We start from the raw sequence: 22,459 nt of genomic DNA on the forward strand, positions 1-22,459 counted from the left end.
TCTCGTGAGTTCTTCGGCCGTGCGGCCGGGGAGGACGTGCGATCCGGAGCGGCTCCGACGGAGGTCGGCAACCGGTGAGCCGAAAGGTGCGTACGGGCGAAGATCTACGGCCGGGTCGTGACCCGTCGGCGAGGGGTCGGCGGCCGTGACGTGTCCCCCGGGTGAACGGGGGTCCCCGGCCCGTATGTGATCGCCGGTGGTGCCCGGACGTGTCTGCCGCCGACGGGTGGGCAGGGAGCCTGGCGGTGCGGTGAGTCCGTCGGCCGTGGGGCGACCCGCTGACCGGCGTCACAGCAGGCCCCGTGCCAGGGCCACCGCCCCCGTGACCGGCGGGACGCGCAGGGGGCGCGCCCGCGCTGCGGGTACGGACTCGGTCAGTGCGGTGGTGAACGCCCGGTACAGCGGGGGCTGGGCGAGGATCGTGCCGCCCGCGACGACCACGTCACCGACCGGGACCCCGCGGGCGGCGAGCCGGGCGACGAGCGCCGCGAGCGCCCCGCCCGCCTGGGAGATCACCCTCCGGGCGAGCGGAGAGCCGTCGGCGGCTGCCGTGAAGACCACCGGGGCGTGCCGGCCCCACTCGGCGGAGACGGCGGAGGCGCCCTCCAGTGCCGCGCCGAGCGCCGGCACCTCGGGCACTCCGAACGCGGCGACGAGCCCGAGCGCGAGGGCCTCGGGTTCCTCCCCGCGGTCGTGCGCGGCCCACACGGCCCGGGCGGCCTCCCGGACCAGGCCGGCCGCGCCGCCCTCGTCGCCGAGGACCGCGCCCCAGCCGCCCACCTGCACGGCGGTGCCGTCGGGCAGCCGGCCCACGGCGACCGAGCCGGTGCCGGCGACCAGACCCGCGCCCTCGTCCAGCCCGGCGGCGGGGACGAGGAGGTGGGCGTCGCCCACCACCAGCGCGGGGGCTTCGAGGTGCGGCTGGAGCGCGGCGCGGAGCCGCGCGCACTGGCGCGGGGTCTCACAGGCATGGCCACCGACGGCCACGGCGGACGGGCGTGCCCCCGGCGGGAGGGCCTCGGCGACCAGTGCGGCCAGCCACCCGGCGGCGGTCACCGGGTCGTGCGGCCGCCAGCCGCCGCTCGCGCTGACGTGGTCGGCCACGAGGGTGTCGCCCGCGAGCGCGCGCAGATGTGTCTTGGTGCCGCCGACGTCGATCCCGACCACGAGGGGCGCGGAGTGCTGCACGGGTCCTCTCCTCCGTCGTTGCGCTGGGCTGCGACGGCGGGCGAACCGTGCCGGTGGGACGGGCGGTTGCAGAGCTAGGGAAGCCCCGGGACGGGCTTCTGGCGGACCACGGCAGGCGAGTACCGTGACGTTCGTTAGGAAGTTAACTAACGAAGTACAGTGCGTCAAGAGTCGTCGCGCGGTCCGGCCACCGGGCGGCCCGTCCGGGGCCGTGGCGGAGGCGGTCGCGCGCGACGCCGTGCATCCCATCGCCGCACTCCGCACAGACGATCGCCCCCGGAGTGCGGTCCGTGACCCGAGTGGGGGAACTGTGGAACACGACGTGGCAAGAGCCCCCCGCCTGACCGAGAGCGCGAGTGCGGTGTTCGCCGTACTGGCCGAGGCGGGCAGCGCGACCCGGCCCCGGCTCGCGAGCCTGGCGGGCCTGTCCAAGCCGACGGTGTCCTCCGCCGTCGCGGAACTGGAGAGCGCGCGGCTCGCCGCCCACTCCGGCACCGCCTCCAGCGGCACGGGCCGTTCCGCCGCCCTGTACCGTCTGGGGCCGGCCGCCGGGGCCGTGCTCGCCGTCGACCTCGGCCCCGCCCTCACCCGGGTGCGGGGCTGCGCCCTGGACGGCACCCTGCTCGCCGAGGCCACCGGCTCCCGGGCGGACGCCGCCGACGTGGTGCGCGAGGCGCTCGGCGCGCTGCCCGCCGGCGCCCCGCTGCGGACCATCGTCGTCGCCGTCGGTGACGTCACCGCGCGCGGCGAGGAGGGCACCGGCACGCGTCCGGCGACGGCCAAGGCCGGTCCCGTCTTCGACGCCGTGGCCGTCGCGCTGCCACCGGGCGTGCCCGTCCACGTCGAGAACAACGTCAACTGCGCCGCGCTGGCGGAACTGCACGAGGGCGCGGCTCGTGGCCGCCACACCTTCGGCTACCTGCGGATCGGCGTGGGCATCGGTCTCGGCATCGTCGTCGGCGGCCGGGTGCTGCGCGGCGCGAACGGGGCCGCCGGAGAGCTGGCCCGGCTGCCCTACCCCTGGTCCGACGGCAGTGAGCCCCGCCTGGAGGCCCTGGAGGAGTACATCGGCGCGCGCTCCCTGCTGCGCAGGGCCGCCGAGGCCTGGCGGGACGCCGACGGGCCGTGCCCGCGCACCACCGAGCGGCTCTTCGCCCTCGCCGGGGAGGGCCGGGCCGCGGCCCGCGCGGTCGTCGACCGTCACGCCGTGGACGTGGGCCGGCTCGCCGCCGCCGTGACCGCCGTACTGGACCCGGGGCTGATCGTGCTGGGCGGCAGCACGGGCGCGTACCCGCAGCTCCTGCCGGGTGTGCGGGCCGAGCTGGAGCGGCTGAGCTGGCCCACCGAGGTGGTCAGCAGCAGGGTCGGGGACCTGGGCACCGTCGTGGGCGCGGCCCGGCTCGCGGTGGCCCGGGGAGTCCAAACCGTGACCGAGGCGGCGCGGGCGGAGGATTGACGGCCTCCGACTCGGTCTGCCAATGTCCGGACAAGCGCTTTCTAAGTCGGCCGGGACGCCGACTCGGGGTGAGCGTCCCGCCCGTACCCGAGGTACGGCAGCCACGCGAGGGCGTGCTCGTGTGACGACGGCCATGGCGGCCGGGGATCCGCACCCAGCAGGATGGCGCGGCCGGGCGAGGCCGCACCCCCGGAAGGCGCCATTCCGAGCAGAACGCCCGTGCCGCAGCGACCGGCCGGGACATCCGTCACGCACCTCCAGGGAGGACCCGGTGGGTCACCAGATCTCGCGCAGAACCCTCTTCCGCACCGCGAGCGGTCTCGCCGTCGCCGGCGCGCTCGGCAGCTCGCTCAGCGCCTGCGGCGGGGGCACCGGCGCCGGCAGCTCCAGCAGCGACCTGACCATGACCTGGTGGGGCAGCGACGAACGGCACGCGGCCTACAAGAAAGCGCTCGCCTCCTTCCAGAAGAAGAACCCGAAGATCAAGATCCGGGAGACCTACTCCGGCTACGACGGGTACTTCGACAAGTTCAACACCAACATCGCCGGCGGCAGCGCCCCCGACCTGCTTCAGATGGACACCGCCCTGGTCGCGCAGTACGCCCGCAAGGGTGTCCTCGCCCCGCTGGACTCCTACGTCGGCAAGACTCTGGACCTGACCGGGTTCTCCAAGACGCTGCTCGCGGCCGGCACGGTCGACGGCAAGTTCTACGGCGTCCCCTCCGGCATCGGCGTCAACCAGCTCACCGTCAACCGCAGCGGCCTGGAGGCGCTCGGCCTGAAGCTGCCCGACCGCGAGTGGACCTGGGCCGACCTGAAGAAGGTCGCCACCGACGTCCACAAGAAGAGCGGCGGCAAGACCTACGGCGTCGACGACGGCGGTGGCGGCACCCTCCAGTGCTTCGAGATCTTCGCCCGGGAGAAGGGCCAGACGTTCTTCTCCGAGGACGGCAAGAAGCTCGGCTTCACCGCCGACACCCTCCAGGAGTGGTGGGAGTACTGGGCGGAGATGCGGGGGCTCAACGCCTGCCCGCCGCCGGCCGTCACCTCCGCCGCGCACAACGACCTCACCAAGAACGCGGTCGTCATCGGCAAGGCGCTGTTCACCTTCGACTCCGGCGTCTACGGCGCGGGCGGCTCCATCACCGACGCCCAGCTGGACTTCCTGCCCACCCCGCAGGGCGACTGGTCCGGCGCCCGTGAGGGCAACTTCGTCAACGGCGGTGTGCTGCTGAGCGCCACCAAGGCCAGCAAGAAGGTCGCCGACTCGGTGAAGATCATGTCGTTCTTCGCCCAGGACCCCACCGCGATCAAGGACATGCAGCTGCTGCGCGGCATCCCGCCGACGGAGAAGGCCCGCGACCTGATCGCCTCGGGCCTGACCGAGACGGACAAGCTCAACATGGAGAACGCCGACTACATCTCCCAGCGCGTCTCCAAGGCGACCAACGCCCTGCCCGCCCCGGTGCCCCCGCCGCAGGGCGCCGACCAGATCTGGGACCTGCTGTTCCAGTCCAACCTCGCCGTCGCCTTCGGCAAGAAGTCGGTCAAGGCGCAGCTGGGCGAGTTCTTCGACCAGGCAGCGGGAATCCTGGGCGGCTGAGCCCGTCGCACACCGAACCACCGGGAGAGGGTCAGGGAGAGATGAGTATGACCACCGCCAAGACCGACGAGGTCGTGAAGGAGTCGCCGGTCACGGCGCCCCCCTCCGACCAGCGGGAGCGCGACCGCATGCGCCGACGCCTCGCCAGACGGCGGGGCGGGGGATGGTGGCCGTACCTCTTCCTGGCCCCCTGGTTCCTGGGCCTGTTCGGCCTGACCATCTACCCGATGCTCGACTCGCTGTACCTGTCCTTCACCGACTTCGACCTGCTGACGCCCGCGCAGTGGGTCGGCCTGGACAACTACGACAGGATGTTCACCGACGACCCGGTCTTCTGGGACTCGGTGCACGCCACCCTCCTGTACGTCCTCGTCTCCGTGCCGCTGAAGCTGGCCCTCGCCCTCGCGGTGGCGATGCTGCTCAACCGCGACATCCGGGGCATCGGCCTCTACCGCGCCGCCTTCTACCTGCCCTCCCTGCTCGGCGGGGCCGTGGCCATCGCCATCGTGTGGCGGCAGGTGTTCGGCGGCGACGGCCTCTTCAACGACTTCCTCGCCTGGTTCGGCATCAAGGGCCAGGACTGGATCTCCAGCCCCGACACCGCGCTGTACACGCTGGTCCTGCTGGCCGTCTGGCAGTTCGGCACCCCGATGGTCATCTTCCTGGCCGGCCTGAAGCAGTTGCCGAAGGACGTCTACGAAGCGGCCGCGATCGACGGCGCCGGCCCCGTCACCCGCTTCTTCAGGATCACCCTGCCGCTGCTGACGCCGATCGTCTTCTTCAACGTCGTCCTCCAGATCATCGACGCGTTCAAGACGTTCACCCCTGCCTTCGTGATCAGCAACGGCTCGGGCGGACCGCTCAACTCGACCATGCTGTACTCCCTGTACCTGTACAAGAAGGGCTTCACCGACCTTCAGATGGGATACGCCTCGGCCCTGGCCTGGGTCCTGTTCCTGGTCATCGCCGGCTTCACCGCGGTCAACTTCATCGCCAGCCGCTACTGGGTGCATTACGACGACTGACGTCGTCCGAGTCCGTCACGACGCCTGAGCGAGGAGTCCTTCACACCATGTCCGCCATCACCCAGACCGGAGCCTCCAGGTCGCCGCTGCGGAAGCTGCGTTCGGCCACCGGGGCGCGCCGCATCTTCATCCACACCGTGCTCGTCGGCGTGGCGGTCGTCATGCTGTACCCGCTGCTGTGGATGCTCAGCAGCTCCCTCAAGCCCGACACCGAGATCTTCACCCACCCCGGGCTCATCCCGAACGCGCTGCGCCCGGAGAACTACTCCGAGGGCTGGAGCGGCTCCGGCAACTCCTTCTCCCTCTACATCACCAACTCGCTGATCGTCACGATCGGCGCGGTGATCGGCAACGTCGTCTCCTGCTCGCTGGCCGCCTACGCCTTCGCGCGCTTCGAGTTCCGCGGCAAGAAGATCTGGTTCGGCCTCATGCTGGGCACGCTGATGCTGCCCACGCAGGCGGTGCTGATCCCGCAGTACACGATCTTCTACAACCTGACCTGGATCAACACCTACCTGCCGCTGATCGTGCCGAAGTTCCTCGCGGTGGACGCCTTCTTCATCTTCCTGATGGTCCAGTTCATCCGGTCCATCCCGCGCGAGCTGGACCACGCGGCCATGATGGACGGCGCCAACCCCTTCCAGATCTACTGGAAGATCATCCTGCCGCTGATGAAGCCGGCCCTGGTCACCACCACGATCTTCACCTTCATCTGGACGTACGACGACTTCCTCCACCAGCTCGTCTACCTCCAGCAGAACGACAAGTTCACCGTCCCCCTCGGGCTGACCCTGTTCCTGGACCAGACGAGCGGCTCCTCCTACGGCGCGATGTTCGCCATGTCGACCCTCGCCCTCGCCCCCACCCTCATCTGCTTCCTCATCTTCCAGAAGAGGCTGGTCGAGGGCATGGCGACCTCCGGCATGAAGGGCTGACGGCACGTGCACCTCCCTCACCAGCGCGGTCCGCTGCACGACCTGCCCGACACCCCGGAGGCCTACGACGCCGTCCTCGCGGACGTCGTGGACCAGGCCCTGCGGCGGATGACGCCCAACGGCAGCCTCGAGCACCCGGACTGCGTCGACGACATCGGCGACACCTCCCTCGGCATCACCTCCCTGCTGGCCCTCGCCTGGCAGCGCACCGAGGACCCCCGCCTGCCGGACGCGGTGCGCCGCAGCCTCGCCTTCCACCTGCGGGAGCGGGTGTACGTCGAGGACAACCCGGGCTACCCGAACCTGAGGGTCCGCAACTCGGGTCTGCCGTACGCCCGCTACACCCTCGCGGCGGGCGCCCACCCCATCGGCGACTGGCCGAGCACGGTGTGGGCGCTGCTCCAGGCGGTGAACGTCCTCGACACGGCGGACGGCCTGGTCGACGACGCGCAGCGCGCCGAGCTGCTGGAGGTGGCGCACGGCTACTGGCGCTGGCTGACCGAGGCGACCTTCTTCAACCCGCAGGAGGCGGGCAACCAGGCCATAGGCTGTGTGGTGGGCGGCCTGATGCTGGCCCGCCATCTCCCGCCCGGAGAAGCGGAACCGGTCCGCGCGCGTGCGCTGGCCCTCTACGCCGACGAGATCCGGGCGCACCGCGTCCCCGACCGCGGAGCCCTGCTGCCCCCCGAGCACGGCGGCGCCTACGACAACAACTACGGCCCGATCTCCCTGTCCTTCCTCGCCCAGGCCCACCGGATCAGCGGTGAGGAGGTCTTCGCTCAGGACGGTGACGCGCTCGCCCGGTACATCGACGCCCGCCTGACCAACGGCGGCTTCGACAACGGCGGGCCCCGCTACAGCGAACAGCACTCCGGCTTCGAGTCGGTCCTCGGTCTGCGCTACTTCAGCCGCCGTGTCGGCTCCGACCTGGGCCGCTACCGGGGCGACACCCGCTGGGGCCGGCACGCGGTCAAGGCGGACGGCGGGGTCGACGGCCACTTCGCGTGGATGCTGGTGTGGCAGATCCAGGACGCCACGCGCTGGCAGCGCACCCCCTCGACGTCGTCCAAGCGCCACCAACTGCGCGCCGGATCGGTCTCGGTGGCCTTCGACGACCGGATGACCCCGTCGCTGATCGAGGCGGGCGGCACGTACTACCTGCCCGCCGCCGTCGGCCGCCAGCACGGCTTCGGACCGGTCAGCGACGGCTTCCTGCTGTGCCGTCCCATGGGCCAGGTCCGCGTCCGCGACGTCCGCGCCGACGGCCTGACCGCCAAGCTCGTCACCAAGCCGGTCGTCGGCCGCGACCACGTCCTGCGGCACGTGCGCTCCCTGTACGTCACCGACGGCACCAGCCTGTGGACGACGGTCGCCGTCGAACGCCTCGACGGCACGCCGTACCTGCTGGCCGGGCTGCCGTACGCCGAGGACGACGGCGACCGGGTGCGGCGCACGGCCGAGGGGGCGGTGGCCTCCGCCGGCGCCCTGCGGCTGACCCACCCGGACACGCCGGGCGCGGACCACTTCGACGCCCGCACGCAGACCACGCAGGAGCAGGCCGCCTTCGGCCTCGCCGCCGACCCGCGCGGCTACGGCAACCCCGACGAGGGGTGGCGGCACCTGGTCAGCTCCACGGCCCTGGAGGCCGCCCCGGCCCCGGACGCCCCGGACGACATGCACGTCTTCGCCGTGCGGTACGGATCGCGGGAGCCGCTCACGGTGTCCGTCGAGCGGGGCGAGGAGGGGCTGACCGTACGGACGGCCGCCTTCACCGCCGTCCTCGGAGCCGACGACGCGCACGGCGAGCCGCGGCTGACGCTGCGCACGGCGGACCGGAGCTGACGCCGCCGACCGCGGACAGGAGCTGACGCCGCACGGCCCGGCCGGGCGCGGCACCGACGCCCGGTCAGACCTCGAAGGTCATGCGCGGGGTGGCGCGCACCGCGTAGGCGGGCAGCCGGGCGTCGCGCAGGAACGCGGGGGAGGGGGACAGCCCGAACCGCCGCTCGACGACGCCCGGACTGCGGCGGTGACCGGTCCGGTGGTCCTCGTCCTCCGGCGGGAGACACGTCTGCCCGTCGGGGGCGAGGACACCGGCCGCGACGAGGTCGGGCAGGAGCAGATCGGGCTCCCCCCACCGACAGGGGCCGAGGAGTGGGCGGCGTTCAGACGGGCAGCCCGAGCAGGCCCCAGCCACGCCGCGCCGTCTCGTCGACGACGACGGCCCATTCGCGCAACAGCACCGTGAAGGCGTCGAAGTCCGCGATCCAGCCGCCGGGGCGCGCCGCATGCCGGTCGTACTCCTCGCGCAGGCCCTCGAGCAGGGGCTCCGCGCGGGCCCAGTGGGCGGCGATCACGGGCACGACCGGGGGCGGGCAGACGAGCAGCAGGCGCGGCCGCCAGGGCGTGGCGTCCGACGGGAAGAGGCCCGGCTCCGGCGGGTCGCCGCCTTCCCCGAGCAGGTGGAAGAGGAAGCCGTCGAGGGACTCCCCCAGCACGGGAGCGGCGAACTCCCGTGCGGTGTCCCAGCCGTCGCCCGCCCAGAAGTGCGGCTTGTAGGACCCGGCGGTGCTGTGGAACTCGTAACGGCCGCACCACGGCACCTCCGGCGAGGCGGGGAACACCCAGCCCGTCCGCGGTTCCGCGTCCCAGTCGGTGTCCTGCGGGCAGGCCGCCTCGTACAGCAGCTCCTGCCGCTCACCCGCCGGAGTCCGCCGCAACTCCTCCCAGTCCAGCCCCAGTACGGCGATGTCCAGCCCCATACGGCCACCCTACGACGTCCCGCACCACCAGGTCCGCCCGCTCCCGCGTCGCCGCCACCAGCTCGGCGTTGCGCTGGTCGGTGCCCAGGACCCAGGCCACCGCCTCCTCGTGCGCCTTGCCGAACTCCTCGTGCCGGGCGACGAGCCGGCGGACGCGTTCCTCCTCGTCCGGCTCGCAGAACCACACCTCGTCCAGCTCGCGCCGCACGCGGGCCCACGCACCCGTCCCCAGCAGCAGGTAGTTGCCCTCCGTGACGATCAGCCGGGCCGACGGCGGCACCGGGACGGCCCCCGCGACGGGTTGCTCCAGGACCCGTTCGAAGCCGGGCGCGTACACGATGTCGGCGCCGTCCGCCTCCTCCCGCAGCCGGCGCAGCAGCGCCGCGTACCCGGCCGCGTCGAAGGTGTCGGGCGCGCCCTTGCGGTCGCGGCGGCCGAGCCGGTCGAGCTCGACGTCGGCGAGGTGGAAGCCGTCCATCGGGACGTGCGCCACCCACGGCTCGCCGGTGCCGTTCAGCTCCCGGACGAGGTGCTCCGCGAGGGTCGTCTTGCCGGCGCCGGGGCCGCCGGCGATGCCGAGGAGGGCGCGCCGGCCGTCCCGGACGAGGGAACGCGCGCGCAGCAGCAGATCATCGAAGGTGAGCACGGAGACGAGTGTCGCAGGCCGGCGGGGAACCCGGGATGCCCGGGAGGAGGAGAACGTGTCCGAGGACGAGAGGCGCATCCGCGCCCTGATCACGCGCTGGGCCGACGCCGTGCACCGCGGCGACCTGGAGGCCGTCCTCGCCGACCATGCCGAGGACCTCCTCCTGTACCACGTGACCCCGCCGCACGACGGCCTGCGCGGCCTGGCCGCCTACCGCGCGATCTGGCCGCCCTTCTTCGCGTGGCAGGCGCAGGGAGCGCTGTTCGAGATCGACACCCTCGACGTCAGCGCCGGATCCGAGGTGGCCTACGCCCACGCCTTGTTGCGCTGTGGTACGCCCGAGGAACTCGCCGAGCGCCCCACCCTGCGGCTGCGGCTGACGTTCGGCCTGCGCAAGCGGCGCGGCCGGTGGGTGATCGCGCACGAGCACCACTCGTTCCCGCACGACTGACCCGTTCCCGCACGACCCGTCCCGCGGCACGGCGGTGTGGCGTGCGCCACTCGGTGGGCACGCCCGTACGGGGGAACGGGTCCTGTATGACGACGACGCTCGGAATCCCGGACACCATCCAGGCCTGCCTCTTCGATCTCGACGGGGTCGTCACCAGGACGGCCGTGGTGCACGCGGCCGCCTGGAAGGAGACCTTCGACGCGTTCCTGCGCGAGCGCGAGGGCGAGGACTTCCGGCCGTTCGACACCGCCGGCGACTACGACGAGTACGTCGACGGACGCCCGCGCGCCGACGGCGTCCGCACCTTCCTCGCCTCCCGCGGCATCCGCCTGCCCGAGGGCGAACCCGGGGATCCGCCCGACGCCGGGACCGTCCACGGCCTCGGCAACCGCAAGAACGACCTGCTGCTGGAGAAGATCCGCACCCAGGGCGTCGAGGCCTACGAGGGCACCCTGCGCTACCTGGCGGCCGTCCGCGCGCGGGGCCTGCGCACGGCGATCGTCTCCTCCAGCGCCAACACCCGTGACGTGCTGCGCTCGATCGGCGCGGAGGACCTCTTCGAGGTGCGGATCGACGGCGTCGTCGCGGCCGAGCGCGGACTGCCCGGCAAGCCGCACCCCGACACCTTCCTCGCCGCCGCCCGCGACCTCGGCGTCGAGCCGTCCCGCGCAGCCGTCTTCGAGGACGCCCTGGCCGGCATGGACGCGGGCCGCGCCGGGCACTTCGGGTACGTGGTGGGCGTTGACCGGGTGGGGCAGACCGACGCCCTGTACCAGCACGGCGCGGACGTCGTCGTCAAGGACCTGGCCGACCTGGCCGAACTGGGGGGAGACGCTTGATCACCGACCGGTCCTACGCCGTCGAACCCTGGTGCGTGCGCGAGACGCACCTCAACCTCGACGTCCTCGCCCAGAGCGAGTCGGTGTTCGCCCTGTCCAACGGGCACGTCGGCTGGCGCGGCAACCTCGACGAGGGCGAACCCCACGGCCTGCCCGGCTCCTACCTCAACGGCGTCCACGAACTGCACCCCCTGCCCTACGCCGAGGCGGGCTACGGCTATCCCGAGTCCGGGCAGACCGTCATCAACGTCACCAACGGCAAGATCCTGCGCCTGCTCGTCGACGACGAGCCGTTCGACCTGCGCTACGGGCGGCTCGTCTCCCACGAACGCGTCCTGGACCTGCGCCGGGGCGTCCTGGAACGCAGCTGCGAGTGGACCTCGCCGGCCGGCACCACGGTCCGGGTCCGCTCCACCCGGCTGGTCTCCCTCACCCAGCGCGCCGTCGCCGCCGTCGCCTACGAGGTCGAGGCCGTCGGCAGCCGCTCCCGTGTCGTCATCCAGTCCGAGCTGGTCGCCAACGAGAGCCTGCCCGAGCCGAACGGCGACCCGCGCGCGGCCCGCGCGCTGAAGTCGCCGCTGGAGCCGGAGGAGGACATCGCCGTCGGCCGACGGCTGCGCCTGGTGCACCGCACCCGGCGCAGCGGTCTGCGTGTCGCCGTCGCCGCCGACCACGACGTCAGCGGCCCCGAGCGCACCACCATCAGCAGCGAGAGCAACGTGGACGTGGCCCGACTGACCGTCACCTCCGTGCTCGAGCCGGGCGAGAAGCTGCGCGTGGAGAAACTCGTCGCGCACGGCTGGTCCGGTGCCCGCTCCCGGCCCGCGATGAGCGACCAGGTGGAGGCGGCCCTCGCGGCCGCCGGACACAGCGGCTGGCAGGGCCTCCTCGACGACCAGCGGGCCTACCTCGATGACTTCTGGGCCCGCGCCGACGTCGAGGTCGACGGCGACGAGGAGATCCAGCAGGCCGTCCGCTTCGCCCTCTTCCACGTGCTGCAGGCCGGCGCCCGAGCGGAGGGGCGCGCCATCCCCGCCAAGGGTCTGACCGGTTCCGGCTACGACGGCCACGCCTTCTGGGACACCGAGACCTTCGTGCTGCCGCTGCTCACCTACACCGCGCCCGAGGCCGTCCGGGAGGCGCTGCGCTGGCGGCAGGGCACCCTGGACGCCGCCCGCGAGCGCGCCACCCAGCTCGGCCTGCGCGGCGCCGCGTTCCCCTGGCGCACCATCGAGGGCTCGGAGGGCTCGGCGTACTGGCCGGCCGGCACAGCCGCCTTCCACGTCAACGCCGACATAGCCGACGCCGTGGTCCGCTACGTGGCGGCGACCGGCGACACCGGCTTCGAACGGGACACCGGCGTGGAACTGCTGGTGGAGACCGCCCGCCTCTGGCGCTCGCTCGGCCACCACGACGCGCACGGCACCTTCCACATCGACGGCGTCACCGGCCCCGACGAGTACAGCGCGGTCGCCGACGACAACACCTACACCAACCTCATGGCCCGGGCGAACCTGCTCGCCGCCGCCGACGCCGTCGAACGCCATCCGAAGGAGGCCGCCGCGCTCGGCGTCGACGCGGAGGAGAGCGCGGCCTGGCGGGACGCCGCGGAGGCCGTGCACATCCCGTACAACGACGAACTCGGCGTCCACGAACAGCACGCGGGCTTCACCCGCTACCAGCGCTGGGACTTCGCCGGCACCAGCCCCGACCAGTACCCCCTGCTGCTGCACTTCCCCTACTTCGACCTCTACCGCAAGCAGGTCGTCAAGCAGGCGGACCTGGTGCTGGCGATGTACACCTGCGGCGACTTCTTCGACGACGAGCAGATCGCCCGCAACTTCGCCTACTACGAGCCGCTGACCGTCCGCGACTCCTCCCTGTCGGCGTGCTGCCAGGCCGTCGTCGCCGCCCAGGCGGGCCATCTGCGGCTGGCCTACGACTACACCGCCGAGGCCGCCCTGATGGACCTGGCGGACCTGGAGCACAACACCCGCGACGGCCTGCACATCGCCTCCCTCGCGGGCACCTGGATGGCGCTGGTCGCCGGATTCGGCGGACTGCGCCGGGACGGCGACGGCCTGCGCTTCGCGCCGCGCCTGCCGGAGAGGTTCAGCCGCCTCGCCTTCTCCCTGCAGTTCCTCGGCCGCCGCCTGCACGTCGAGGTCGGCCCGGACAAGGCCACGTACACCCTGCTGTCCGGTCCGCCCCTGACGATCGGCCACCACGGCACCCCCCTCACCCTCAACGGCGAGGGCCCCGCCGTGCGCGCCATCCCGCCGACTCCTGAACGCCCGTCACCCGAGCAGCCCCCGCACCGCCGTCCGAACGCCCGCTGATCGCGGGATCCCTCAGGCACCTGGCCGAACTCCACCCTGCGCACCCGACCGGGACAGGTTACTTTGACCGTGATTTTCCCGGTTGCTCGGTTTCTCCGTCTGCGGAGTGAGGGGTGGACGATGGCCAACGGCACGAACGCCATGCTCGTCGGCGCGCGACGCGGTGCGCCGGCGAGCGTGCCGGGCACGTCCTGGCGCGCACGCGGCCAGTGGCTGCTCGCCGCGGTGGCCGCCGCCTTCACCGTCGCCCAACTGGTCCTCGTCGGCCCCGGTCTGGGCCTCGGCTGGGACGAGACGGTGTACGTCAGCCAGAACAGCGCCCAGGCGCCCCCGGCCTTCTTCAGCGCCCCGCGCGCCCGGGGCGTCTCCCTGCTGGTGGCACCGGTCACGTCCTGGTCGACCTCCACCGAACTGCTCCGCGTCTACCTGGCGCTGCTGTCCGGCCTCGGCCTGTACCTGGCGCTGCGCGTCTGGCGGACGCTGTTCCCGGCGCGCGTCCTGGCCGCGGCCGGCGCCCTCTTCGCCTCCCTGTGGATCACCCTCTTCTACGGCCCGGCGGCCATGCCCAACCAGTGGGTCGCGTTCGGCGCCCTCGCCTGCGTCGGCTGCTTCCTGCGGGTCCGAGCGGACCACCGGGACCGGGCCGCGCTGTGGGGGGTGGCGGCGGGTGCCGCGCTCATGGCGTGGATGCGGCCCACCGACGCCGTGTGGATCTCCCTGCCACTGATCGTCCTGGTGGCGGCGGGCCGGCGGATGCGCCTCGGGCTGGTGCTCCTGGCGGGGCTCGCCACGGGCATCGGGCAGTGGGTGATCGAGGCTCACCTCTCCCACGGCGGCCTCGCGCAGCGGCTGCACGAGGGGTCCCGCATCCAGGGCGGGCTCGGCTGGAACATCGCCGTCGACGACCAGCTGCGCAGCCTGGTCGGCCGGGCCCTGTGTCGGCCGTGCACCGGATCCCTGCCGCACCCGACCGTCATGGCCTGGTGGTTCGTCCTCCCGCTGCTCGCCGCCGCCGGTCTGGCGATCGCGGCCCGCGCCCGGCGCACCACCCCCACCCTGCTCCTGCTCGCCTGCGCCACGACCGCCGCCCTGCCCTACCTGTTCATGATCGGCTACGCGGCACCCCGCTTCCTGCTCCCCACCTACCTCCTGCTCGCGATCCCGGTCGCGGACGCCCTGTTCCACCTGGTCACCAGAGCGGACGGCCGGGCGCGCCCGGCCGCCGTCGCGGTCCTCGCCCTGGGCCTGGCCGGTCATCTGGCGGTGCAGTACGTCGTCCTGGACCGGACCGTGGACCGCACCGCCGCCGACCGCCGCGACTGGGCCCGTACGGCCGCCCACCTGAACCGGCTGGGTGTCCGCCCGCCCTGTCTGCTCACCGGGACCGACGCCATCCCCGTCGCCTTCTACGCCGGCTGCTCCTCGGCGAACCCGCGCGGCCACAACGTCAACACCACCGAGGCGGGCATCCTGGACACCGCCCGCCGGATCCCCACCGCCGCGCTGTCCCGGCCGGGCGGCCCGCCACCCCCGTACGCCCGCGGCTGGCAGCGCCACCCGTCCGCCGGCCTCGACCTGCACCTGGCGCCCCCGCCGCGCGCGAGCGGCCCCGCATGACATTCCAGCGGGTCTCCGTGGCGGCGATCCGCAAGGGCACCCACTGGCAGACCGCTCTCACGCTCGCCGTCCTGGTGGCCGCCGGGTGGCTGGCGCGCCGGCACTGGCCCGTACTGGAGGCCGGCGCCCTGCGGCTGGCGGTCGCCGACCAGGGCTGGCTGCTGACCGGTGCGACGGCCGCCTGCGGCACCTGGCTGTGCGCGGCCCTCGCCCTGCAGGGCGCCGTCGTCCGGCGGCTGCCTCAGGGGCGGCTCGTGGCCGCGCAGTTCGCCGCCTCCGCCGCCAACCAGGTGCTGCCCGCCGGGCTCGGCGCGGGCGCCGTCAACCTGCGCTTCCTCATGCGCTGCGGGCTGTCGGCCGGCCGCGCGGCGACCGCCGTGGGAGTCAGGGCCACGGCGGGCGGGGTGGCGCGCGGTGCCCTGATCGCCGTACTCGCCGCCGCCTGCCCGGGGATCCTCCGGGTCCCGCACGACGGGGGCGGCTGGGCGGTCGCCGCCCTCGCGGCCGTCGGGGCGGGCCTGCTGCTGGCCGGCCGGCGGTGGCCGCGGGGCCGGCGGGCCGTGGCCGCAGTGGCGGCGGACGTCAGGGCCGTCCACGCGCGGCCGCGGCGGGCGGCCGCCCTGTGGGGCGGTTCGGTGACGTTCGCCGCGCTGCACGCGTGCGTGCTGATCGCCGTCACCCGGGCCGTCGCGCTGCCCCTGCCCCCGGTCCGGGTGGCGCTGCTCTACCTCGCCGCGAGCAGCGCGGCCGCCCTGCTGCCCACCCCGGGCGGACTCGGCTCCCTCGACGCGGCGCTGGCCTTCGCGCTGGCCGCCGCCGGGGCGCCGGCCGAGGGGGCCGCCTCCGCCGTGCTCGGCTACCGGCTCCTGACCGTCTGGCTGCCGCTGCTGCCGGGCCTGTTGGTGCTCGGTCTCCTCGTCCGCCGCAAGGCGCTGTGACCCGCAACCCGCGTTTCCCGTCCGCCGGCCTTTGGTAGGAGTCCGGTTGTCGGACCGGGCGGACGAGGGGGAGGCCATGACGGGGAACGACCACGGCGGGCGGCTGGGCGAGGAGTTCTTCACCCCGGGGACCTCGTCCTTCACCGAGTTCCTTGCGGCACACCGCCCGGAGTTGCTCAGCACGCGCCGGATCCTCCCGGACGGCCTGCGCGCCGCGCCGGACCAGGTGCCGCACGGCACCACCGTGCTCGCCCTCGCTTACCGCGACGGCGTGCTGATCGCGGGCGACCGCCGGGCCACCATGGGCAACCTCATCGCCCAGCGCGACTTGGAGAAGGTGCACCCGGCCGACGACCACACGGCCGTCGCCTTCGCCGGCACGGTGGGGCTCGCGCTGGACATGGTGAAGCTCTACCAGGTCGAGCTGGCGCACTTCGAGAAGATCGAGGGCGTCGCGATGAGCCTCGACGCGAAGGCGCGCCGCCTGGCCGGCATGCTCCGGCAGAACCTCGGCCAGGCCATGCAGGGCCTCGCCGTCGTCCCGCTCCTCGTCGGCTACGACGCCTCCGCCCCCGAGGGCGGACGCGGCCGCATCTTCAGCTACGACGTCGCCGGCGGCCTGTACGAGAAACGGGGCTTCCACGCCGAGGGCTCCGGATCGCCGTACGCCCGGGGCGCGTTGAAGAAGCTGTTCCGCACGGGCATGGACCGGCGCGAGGCCGCCCTCGCCGCCCTCCAGGCGCTGTACGACGCGGCGGACGACGACTCCGCGACCGGCGGCCCGGACATCAGCCGGCGGATCTTCCCCATTGTCTCGATCATCACCGAGGACGGCTTCGAGCGGCTGCCCGAGCCGGAGACGGAGGCTCTCAGCCGTGAGATGGTCGAGCGGCGCAGCAGCCGCCCGGACGGACCCACCGCGACGCCCTGACCCGTCCCTGACGAGGCGCTTTCCGTACGCGTGGTGAGGACCTGGAGGGCGAGTGAGCGGGGCGTGCGCCCTGACGACGCTCCACCGTCGAGGCGCCCACCGTGGCCGTCCGTCCCGACGCGGGCGGGCGGCTCACCGGCGGCGCCGCCCCGCCCGTCCGGCAGGAGGCGGGGCGTGCGCCCGGCATGTCAGGCCGGCAGCCCCCATTCCCTGCGCCACCGCGTGAGCTGCTGCGCCGGATCCCCGGTGTACGACCACGGGGTCCGGGTGGCGCGCCGGCCGATCATCCGCAGGAGCGGCTCCGCCACGTCGCCCGCCCCCGCCGAACAGGCCGCGTGGGCGAGGTGGTTGAGGTCACGCAGCTCACCGGGGGCGATCTGCGTCCGCGTACGGCCCAGGAGCCAGCGCTCCCAGGTGCGGCGTACGTCGCCCACGGCGCCGTCGTGGGTCCAGTGCTGCCCCAGGCCCACCGCGGTGGACCGGCCGTGCGCCGCGTCGAGGGCGTACCGGTACTCCTCCACCCGGGCGTACTGCACCAGCACCGGCAGCGGGCAGCCCGGCGGGGCCACACCGGCTGCGTCCCGCGCGAAGTCGTACATCAGGCTGTGCGTGCCGTGCCAGCGCGCCGAGTAGTAGTGCAGCACCTGGAGGTGGCCCTCCATGCTGTACGGGTCGCGCCGGTGCAACTCGTCCCACCAGCGCGCCAGTTCCCGTCGGCGCACCCCCGACGGATACAGCCGCGCGACCGAGATCAGCGAGATCCACGGCGTCGGATCGTCCACGAACGCCTCGGCCGCCGCCAGACAGGCCAGCACCGCGGTGTCCACCCGGTGCTGGTCGATCGGCACGCCCCGGCCCGCGGCGATGGCCAGGTTGAAGGCGCGGGCGGTCTCCGTGGCCGCCCGCAGCACCAGCGCGTCGGCACTGTGCGGCTCGGCCGCCAGCCAGGTCTCCACCGTCGAACTGTCCGCGCAGGCCTGCGCGAGCATCCGGACCCGGTGTCCCCGGGCGAGCCAGTCCGCACCGGTCGCCCGCAGCAGGTCCCTCAGGCCCTGCCAGCGGCCGATGACGATGTCGTGCCGGGTGGAGGAGAGGGCCGCGTCCCCGCAGTCGGGATCGAAATCGGGTGCGAAGCGGTCTCGCGCCATCGCGGGTCCCCCTCTAGAAGTCGGTGGGGAGACCCTCGTGGGCGGCGGAGCGCGAGGACGCCGCGCTCACCGGCACGTAGTCGACGGCGACGGTCCGCGAGGCGTCCAGCCGGGCCGGCCGGTAGTAGTCGCTGCCCTTGCGCCAGTACCAGAGCATCGGCACCAAGCCCACCCCGAGCCCGCCGAGGCCGATCGCGACCGCCGCGGAGCTCAGCTCGCCGAGCGACTCGACGAACACCCAGAACATGAACAGGGCGCCGCACAGCGGCCACAGCCCGCCGAAGAGGAAGTCCGTCGGCGACTTCAGCAGCTTCTTCCGGTACGCGACGACGACGGCGAGGCCCGCGAGACCGTAGTAGACGGCGATCTGCAGGCCGATCGCCGAGATCGCGTCGGAGAGGATCTCACCCACCGAGCCCAGCGCGTTGGAGGCGACGAACATGCCCAGCGCCACCGCGCCGACCACCGTGATGGCCACCCACGGCGTGTTCCACCTGCGGTGCACCCGCCCCAGCGCCGCCGGCATCGTCCGGTCGCGGCCCATCGCGAACAGGGACCGGGTGACCTGGATGAGAGTGGTCTCCAGGGTGGCGACGGTGGACAGCAGCACCGCCACGACCAGCAGCTTGCCACCCCAGCCGGGCCACACCTCCTCGCCGAGCACCGCCAGCACGTTCGCGCCGTTCTCCTCGATCCGGCGCGCGCTGAGGATGACGTTCACCGCGATGGTGAACACCTCGAAGAGCAGGAAGACGACGCCCACCCCGATCAGCCCCGCGAGACCGGTCGTGCGGCGGCTGTTGCGGGTCTCCTCACTGAGATTGCTGGTGACGTCCCAGCCCCAGTAGTAGAACGCCGCCACCAGCGCCCCCGCGGCGAATCCGGACACCCCGTCGAACTGGCTGAAACCCAGCCAGGACCAGTCGAAGACGCGGGCGTTGTCCGTGTGGAGGAACGCCAGCACCGCGAACAGCGCCAGAATCACCAACTCCACCCCCGACAGGACAAGTTGGGCGCGGACGGTCAGCCGGGCGCCGCCGAGGACCACGCTCAGCATCATCAGGAACCAGCCGGCGCCCACCAGCGTGGACAGCGCCGTGTCGTCGGCGAGGCCCTCGTCGAACAGGGCGAGCGTCATCGAACCGGCCGGCAGGGAACCCGCCACCATGAAGATCGTCGCCGACATCACCAGCGCCCAGCCGCTGACGAAGCCGAGGAAGGGATGGAGCGTGCGCCCCACCCACGAGTAGCTGGCGCCCGCGTTGACGTCGATCCGGCTGAGGTAGCTGAAGGCCAGGGCGATGCCCAGCATCGGTATCGCGCAGTACAGCAGCGCGGCCGGACCGGCCGGACCCACCGCGCCGGCGAGCACCGCCGTCGTGGCGGCGATCGAGTACGCGGGGGCGCTCCCCGCGACCGCCATCACCACCGTGTCGAACGTGCCGAGGACGTTGGCCTGCAGCCCTCTGCTGTTGTTGCTCATCTCGCTGCTTTCCGTCGTGCACCGCCGGAACGGGGGACGGCCCGACGGCGTGGGGGGTGGGGGGTGGTGCTCCGCCGCGCCGACACGGGGTGACCGCGGGGCATGGGCGGGGAAAGCCGCGGTGGATCCCGCCCACCTTGCGTTGGGGGACGGTCACACCGAGTGTGCGAGTGATGATAGCCCCAGCGATTGACTTTCAAGATTGGCGGCGGGCCTCGTCCCCGCCGCGGCCCGTGCGGTCGGCATGTGCCGGGGTTGGGGCGCGCGTGGCGGGGATACCCGGAGAGGCGAACGGGGACCCACGCACGAACCACCAGCCCAGGAGGCATTCATGGGTACGGAGCCCGAGAGCATGGGCGACGACGCCTACCAGCCCACCGGCACCAACGAGGAGCAGGAGGACGCCGCTCCCCTCGACCTCCAGGACGCCCTCGACGAACGCACCTACGACGACACCCTGGACGAGGGCTACTCCCCGCCGGAGAAGCCCCTCGGCGTCACCAAGCACGGCACGACCGCGGCCGAACAGCACGACGGCGAGAGCCTCGACCAGCGCCTCGCCCAGGAGGTCCCGGACGTGGCCGAGCCCGCCGGGGACGAGATCGGCGACCTCCCCGACGGCGAGGGCGAGCCCGTCGACCCGGAGGCGGGCGACCGGCGCGCCGGCCGCCTGGTCGCCCCCGACGAGGGCGCGCACCCCGACGCCACCAAGGAGGAGATCGCCCAGGACGTCGGCATCGACGCGGGGGCCGCGAGCGCGGAGGAGGCCGCCGTCCACGTCGTGGACGAGAACGACCTGCCGTAACGGACCGGCGGACCGGGCGCACGAGCGCGTCGAGCGGACCGGGCGGGTGGTCGGCCCGTGCGGGCCGTGCCGGCGGGTGCGCCCCGGCCGTGCGGGCCGGAAGGCGCGGCAGGGGGCCGGGGCGCCGGCCCGTTCAGTCCCCGATCCGGTCCAACTGCCGTAGCCGGTTGGTGGCGTCGAGGGCGGCGACCTTGTAGGACTCGGCCAGGGTCGGGTAGTTGAACACGGCGTCGACCAGGTAGTCGACGGTGCCGCCGAGGCCCATCACGGACTGGCCGATGTGGATCAGCTCGGTGGCGCCCGCCCCGAAGCAGTGCACGCCGAGCAGGGTGCGGTCCCGCGGGGAGACCAGCAGTTTGAGCATGCCGTGGGCGTCGCCGATGATCTGCCCGCGGGCCAGCTCCCGGTAGCGGGCGATCCCCACCTCGTACGGCACCCGCTCCTCGGTGAGCTGGTCCTCCGTCCGTCCGACGAAGCTGATCTCCGGGATGGTGTAGATACCGATCGGCTGGAGCCGGTGCATCCGCCCGACGGGCTCGCCGCAGGCGTGGTAGGCGGCCGCGCGCCCCTGCTCCATGGCCGTCGCGGCGAGCGCCGGGAACCCGATCACGTCACCCACGGCGTAGATGTGCGGCACTCGCGTGCGGTAGTGCTCGTCCACCGCGATCCGCCCGCGCGCGTCCGCCTCCAGCCCGGCCCGGTCCAGGTCCAGCCCGTCGGTCAGACCCTGCCGGCCCGCCGAGTACATCACCACCTCCGAGGGGATCTTCTTGCCGCTCTCCAGCACGGTCAGCGCACCGCGCGGATGCCGCTCGACGGCGGCCACGGTCTCCCCGAACCGGAAGGTCACCGCCAGGTCCCGCAGGTGGTACCTGAGCGACTCGACGACCTCCACGTCACACATGTCGAGCATCCCCGCCCGCTTCTCCACCACCGTCACCCTGCTGCCGAGAGCGGCGAACATCGACGCGTACTCCATGCCGATGACCCCCGCGCCCACGATCACCAGGGAGCGCGGCACCCGCTCGATCGTCAGGACGTTGTCGGAGTCGAGGATGGTGCGCCCGTCGAACTCCACGCTCTGCGGCCGTGCGGGACGCGTACCGGTGGCGATCACGATGTGCTCGGCGCTGATCAGCCGTTCCTGGCCGCCGGCCTCGCGCAGGGCGACGGTGCGGTCGTCGACGAACCGGCCGGTGCCGGAGTACCGGACGACGTGGTTGCGGGACAACTGACTGCGGACCACGTCGACTTCGCGCCCCACCACGTGCTGCGTGCGCGCGGTCAGGTCGGCGACGGTGATGTCCTCCTTCAGGCGGTAGCTCTGCCCGTAGAGGTCGCGCTGGGTGAGGCCGGTGAGGTAGAGCACGGCCTCGCGCAGGGTCTTGGAGGGGATGGTGCCGGTGTGGAGGGAAACCCCGCCGAGCATGTCGGGGCGGTCGACGACGGCGACGCGGCGGCCGAGCTTGGCGGCGGCGATGGCGGCCTTCTGACCGCCCGGACCGGATCCGAGGACGAGCATGTCGAAGTCGGGCACCCTCCGGAGTCTGACAGCCCGGAGGGTGCTTCGAAAGGGTGGGCCGGCGACGGCCCGTCACCCGGTCGTCGGCCGGTGCGCGCGGCCGCGGCGCTCAGGGCAGCAGCTTCTCGATCGCGTCCGGCCCTTCCTCGTCCAGCTTGCGCCGCGCCCACTCGAGGTTGCGCGGGGTGAGGTCCCTGCCCGTGGCCAGAACCATGTCCTCCGGCGACACATCGGTGCCGGTTCGGGTGTGGAGCAGTTTGTCCGGGGTGGCGCGGTCGGGGGACGGCCGGGAGGCGTCGGGCTGTGAGGTCGACATGGTCTCTGCTCCTCGGTCCGGAGGGCTGTTCGGTCCCGGTGCGGTCAGCGGGTCCACTAACACCATTCATCGCGGGAGCGCACCCTGCATCCGGAAAGCGCCGGTGCACCGGGACACCGGCCGCGGAACCGAGGGCTCCCTCGCGGGCAGGAGTACCGCCCAGGACCGGAACATAACCCCCGGATCGGGGCGGAAACAACCTTCGGGTGTTCCCCACGCGCATCCATGCGCGGGATGCCGGGCCCTCCCTGCCCGGATGCCGGGCAGGCCGGACCGGCGTCTAATGGGCTGTACCGGAGATCCGGGACCACCCGCCGGCGGAAGAGGCCCGGGCCATGGAATCCAGCGGTGCGGAGACGGGGGGAACGGCAGGGCGGGGATCAACGCGGCGGGGGACCGCGACGGCTCGGTGCCTGGTGCGCCCGCCACTTCCTGATCGTCGCCGTCGACCGGCT

General features: G+C 73.2%; 20 protein-coding genes. 12 read left to right on the top strand and 8 right to left on the bottom strand.

Features of this window, described 5'->3' with window-relative positions:
* Positions 1-288: 288 nt before the first annotated feature.
* Entirely contained in the window at positions 289-1,188 is a 900-nt protein-coding gene (locus ACIBBD_RS12720) for an N-acetylglucosamine kinase (protein WP_399419350.1), read from the bottom strand.
* 322 nt (positions 1,189-1,510) lie between these two features.
* Between ACIBBD_RS12720 and ACIBBD_RS12725 the strand changes: the two genes are divergently transcribed.
* The 5 genes from ACIBBD_RS12725 (at position 1,511) to ACIBBD_RS12745 (ending at position 8,049) form a co-directional block, all read left to right on the top strand.
* A complete protein-coding gene (locus ACIBBD_RS12725; protein ID WP_399419351.1) occupies positions 1,511-2,644 on the top strand; it encodes an ROK family transcriptional regulator in 1,134 nt (377 codons plus the stop codon).
* Between the two features lie 271 nt (positions 2,645-2,915).
* Entirely contained in the window at positions 2,916-4,247 is a 1,332-nt protein-coding gene (locus ACIBBD_RS12730) for an ABC transporter substrate-binding protein (RefSeq protein ID WP_399419352.1), read from the top strand.
* A 47-nt stretch (positions 4,248-4,294) separates the two neighbouring features.
* The gene (locus ACIBBD_RS12735; RefSeq protein WP_399419353.1) at positions 4,295-5,272 is read left to right on the top strand and encodes a carbohydrate ABC transporter permease; all 978 of its coding nucleotides are present in this window, start codon (positions 4,295-4,297) and stop codon (positions 5,270-5,272) included.
* A 47-nt stretch (positions 5,273-5,319) separates the two neighbouring features.
* Positions 5,320-6,207, top strand: coding sequence for a carbohydrate ABC transporter permease (locus tag ACIBBD_RS12740; RefSeq protein WP_399419354.1), 888 nt, complete (start codon positions 5,320-5,322; stop codon positions 6,205-6,207).
* A 6-nt stretch (positions 6,208-6,213) separates the two neighbouring features.
* Positions 6,214-8,049, top strand: coding sequence for a hypothetical protein (locus ACIBBD_RS12745; RefSeq protein ID WP_399419355.1), 1,836 nt, complete (start codon positions 6,214-6,216; stop codon positions 8,047-8,049).
* Between the two features lie 64 nt (positions 8,050-8,113).
* Here ACIBBD_RS12745 and ACIBBD_RS12750 read toward each other — a convergent pair whose 3' ends face one another.
* Genes ACIBBD_RS12750 through ACIBBD_RS12760 form a run of 3 tightly spaced genes read right to left on the bottom strand, consistent with a single transcriptional unit; the run spans position 8,114 to position 9,615 of the window.
* Entirely contained in the window at positions 8,114-8,404 is a 291-nt protein-coding gene (locus ACIBBD_RS12750) for a hypothetical protein (protein ID WP_399419356.1), read from the bottom strand.
* The gene (locus ACIBBD_RS12755; protein WP_399419357.1) at positions 8,373-8,969 is read right to left on the bottom strand and encodes a hypothetical protein; all 597 of its coding nucleotides are present in this window, start codon (positions 8,967-8,969) and stop codon (positions 8,373-8,375) included. Before ACIBBD_RS12755 ends, ACIBBD_RS12750 begins: the two co-directional genes overlap by 32 nt.
* Positions 8,905-9,615, bottom strand: a complete 711-nt coding sequence (locus tag ACIBBD_RS12760; RefSeq protein ID WP_399419358.1) for a nucleoside/nucleotide kinase family protein — start codon at positions 9,613-9,615, stop codon at positions 8,905-8,907. The genes ACIBBD_RS12755 and ACIBBD_RS12760 overlap by 65 nt, the downstream gene beginning before the upstream one ends.
* 55 nt (positions 9,616-9,670) lie before the next feature.
* Here ACIBBD_RS12760 and ACIBBD_RS12765 point away from each other — a divergent pair, with 55 nt between their 5' ends.
* The 6 genes from ACIBBD_RS12765 to prcB all read left to right on the top strand — a co-directional run bounded on the left by ACIBBD_RS12765 (position 9,671) and on the right by prcB (position 16,730).
* Positions 9,671-10,066, top strand: a complete 396-nt coding sequence (locus tag ACIBBD_RS12765; RefSeq protein WP_399419359.1) for a nuclear transport factor 2 family protein — start codon at positions 9,671-9,673, stop codon at positions 10,064-10,066.
* Positions 10,067-10,152: 86 nt separating this feature from the next.
* The gene (locus ACIBBD_RS12770; RefSeq protein ID WP_399419360.1) at positions 10,153-10,905 is read left to right on the top strand and encodes a beta-phosphoglucomutase family hydrolase; all 753 of its coding nucleotides are present in this window, start codon (positions 10,153-10,155) and stop codon (positions 10,903-10,905) included.
* Entirely contained in the window at positions 10,902-13,244 is a 2,343-nt protein-coding gene (locus tag ACIBBD_RS12775; protein WP_399419361.1) for a glycoside hydrolase family 65 protein, read from the top strand. Before ACIBBD_RS12770 ends, ACIBBD_RS12775 begins: the two co-directional genes overlap by 4 nt.
* 120 nt (positions 13,245-13,364) lie before the next feature.
* Complete coding sequence (locus ACIBBD_RS12780; protein ID WP_399419362.1) at positions 13,365-14,861, top strand: hypothetical protein; 1,497 nt, start codon at positions 13,365-13,367, stop codon at positions 14,859-14,861.
* Positions 14,858-15,799, top strand: a complete 942-nt coding sequence (locus tag ACIBBD_RS12785) for a lysylphosphatidylglycerol synthase domain-containing protein (RefSeq protein WP_399419363.1) — start codon at positions 14,858-14,860, stop codon at positions 15,797-15,799. The genes ACIBBD_RS12780 and ACIBBD_RS12785 overlap by 4 nt, the downstream gene beginning before the upstream one ends.
* 76 nt (positions 15,800-15,875) lie before the next feature.
* The gene (gene prcB / locus ACIBBD_RS12790) at positions 15,876-16,730 is read left to right on the top strand and encodes a proteasome subunit beta (RefSeq protein ID WP_399419364.1); all 855 of its coding nucleotides are present in this window, start codon (positions 15,876-15,878) and stop codon (positions 16,728-16,730) included.
* 188 nt (positions 16,731-16,918) lie between these two features.
* Here the strand turns inward: prcB and ACIBBD_RS12795 are convergent, their stop codons facing one another.
* Positions 16,919-17,878: a hypothetical protein gene (locus ACIBBD_RS12795; RefSeq protein ID WP_399419365.1), complete on the bottom strand. Its 960-nt coding sequence runs from the start codon at positions 17,876-17,878 to the stop codon at positions 16,919-16,921.
* A gap of 13 nt (positions 17,879-17,891) precedes the next feature.
* Positions 17,892-19,361 (bottom strand): APC family permease, encoded by a 1,470-nt coding sequence (locus ACIBBD_RS12800; protein WP_399419366.1) that lies wholly within the window; start codon positions 19,359-19,361, stop codon positions 17,892-17,894.
* A 331-nt stretch (positions 19,362-19,692) separates the two neighbouring features.
* On the opposite strand from ACIBBD_RS12800, the gene ACIBBD_RS12805 reads away from it, so the two are divergent.
* On the top strand, positions 19,693-20,166 hold the full coding sequence (locus tag ACIBBD_RS12805) for a DUF5709 domain-containing protein (RefSeq protein ID WP_399419367.1): 474 nt from the start codon (positions 19,693-19,695) through the stop codon (positions 20,164-20,166).
* A 133-nt stretch (positions 20,167-20,299) separates the two neighbouring features.
* On the opposite strand, the gene sthA is transcribed toward ACIBBD_RS12805, so the two are convergent.
* Both sthA and ACIBBD_RS12815 read right to left on the bottom strand, forming a co-directional pair.
* Positions 20,300-21,703: a Si-specific NAD(P)(+) transhydrogenase gene (gene sthA / locus ACIBBD_RS12810; RefSeq protein ID WP_399419368.1), complete on the bottom strand. Its 1,404-nt coding sequence runs from the start codon at positions 21,701-21,703 to the stop codon at positions 20,300-20,302.
* A 94-nt stretch (positions 21,704-21,797) separates the two neighbouring features.
* The gene (locus ACIBBD_RS12815; RefSeq protein WP_399419369.1) at positions 21,798-22,004 is read right to left on the bottom strand and encodes a hypothetical protein; all 207 of its coding nucleotides are present in this window, start codon (positions 22,002-22,004) and stop codon (positions 21,798-21,800) included.
* Positions 22,005-22,459 lie beyond the last annotated feature (455 nt).

The organism is Streptomyces sp. NPDC051315 (assembly GCF_044455165.1).
GTDB lineage: Bacteria > Actinomycetota > Actinomycetes > Streptomycetales > Streptomycetaceae > Streptomyces.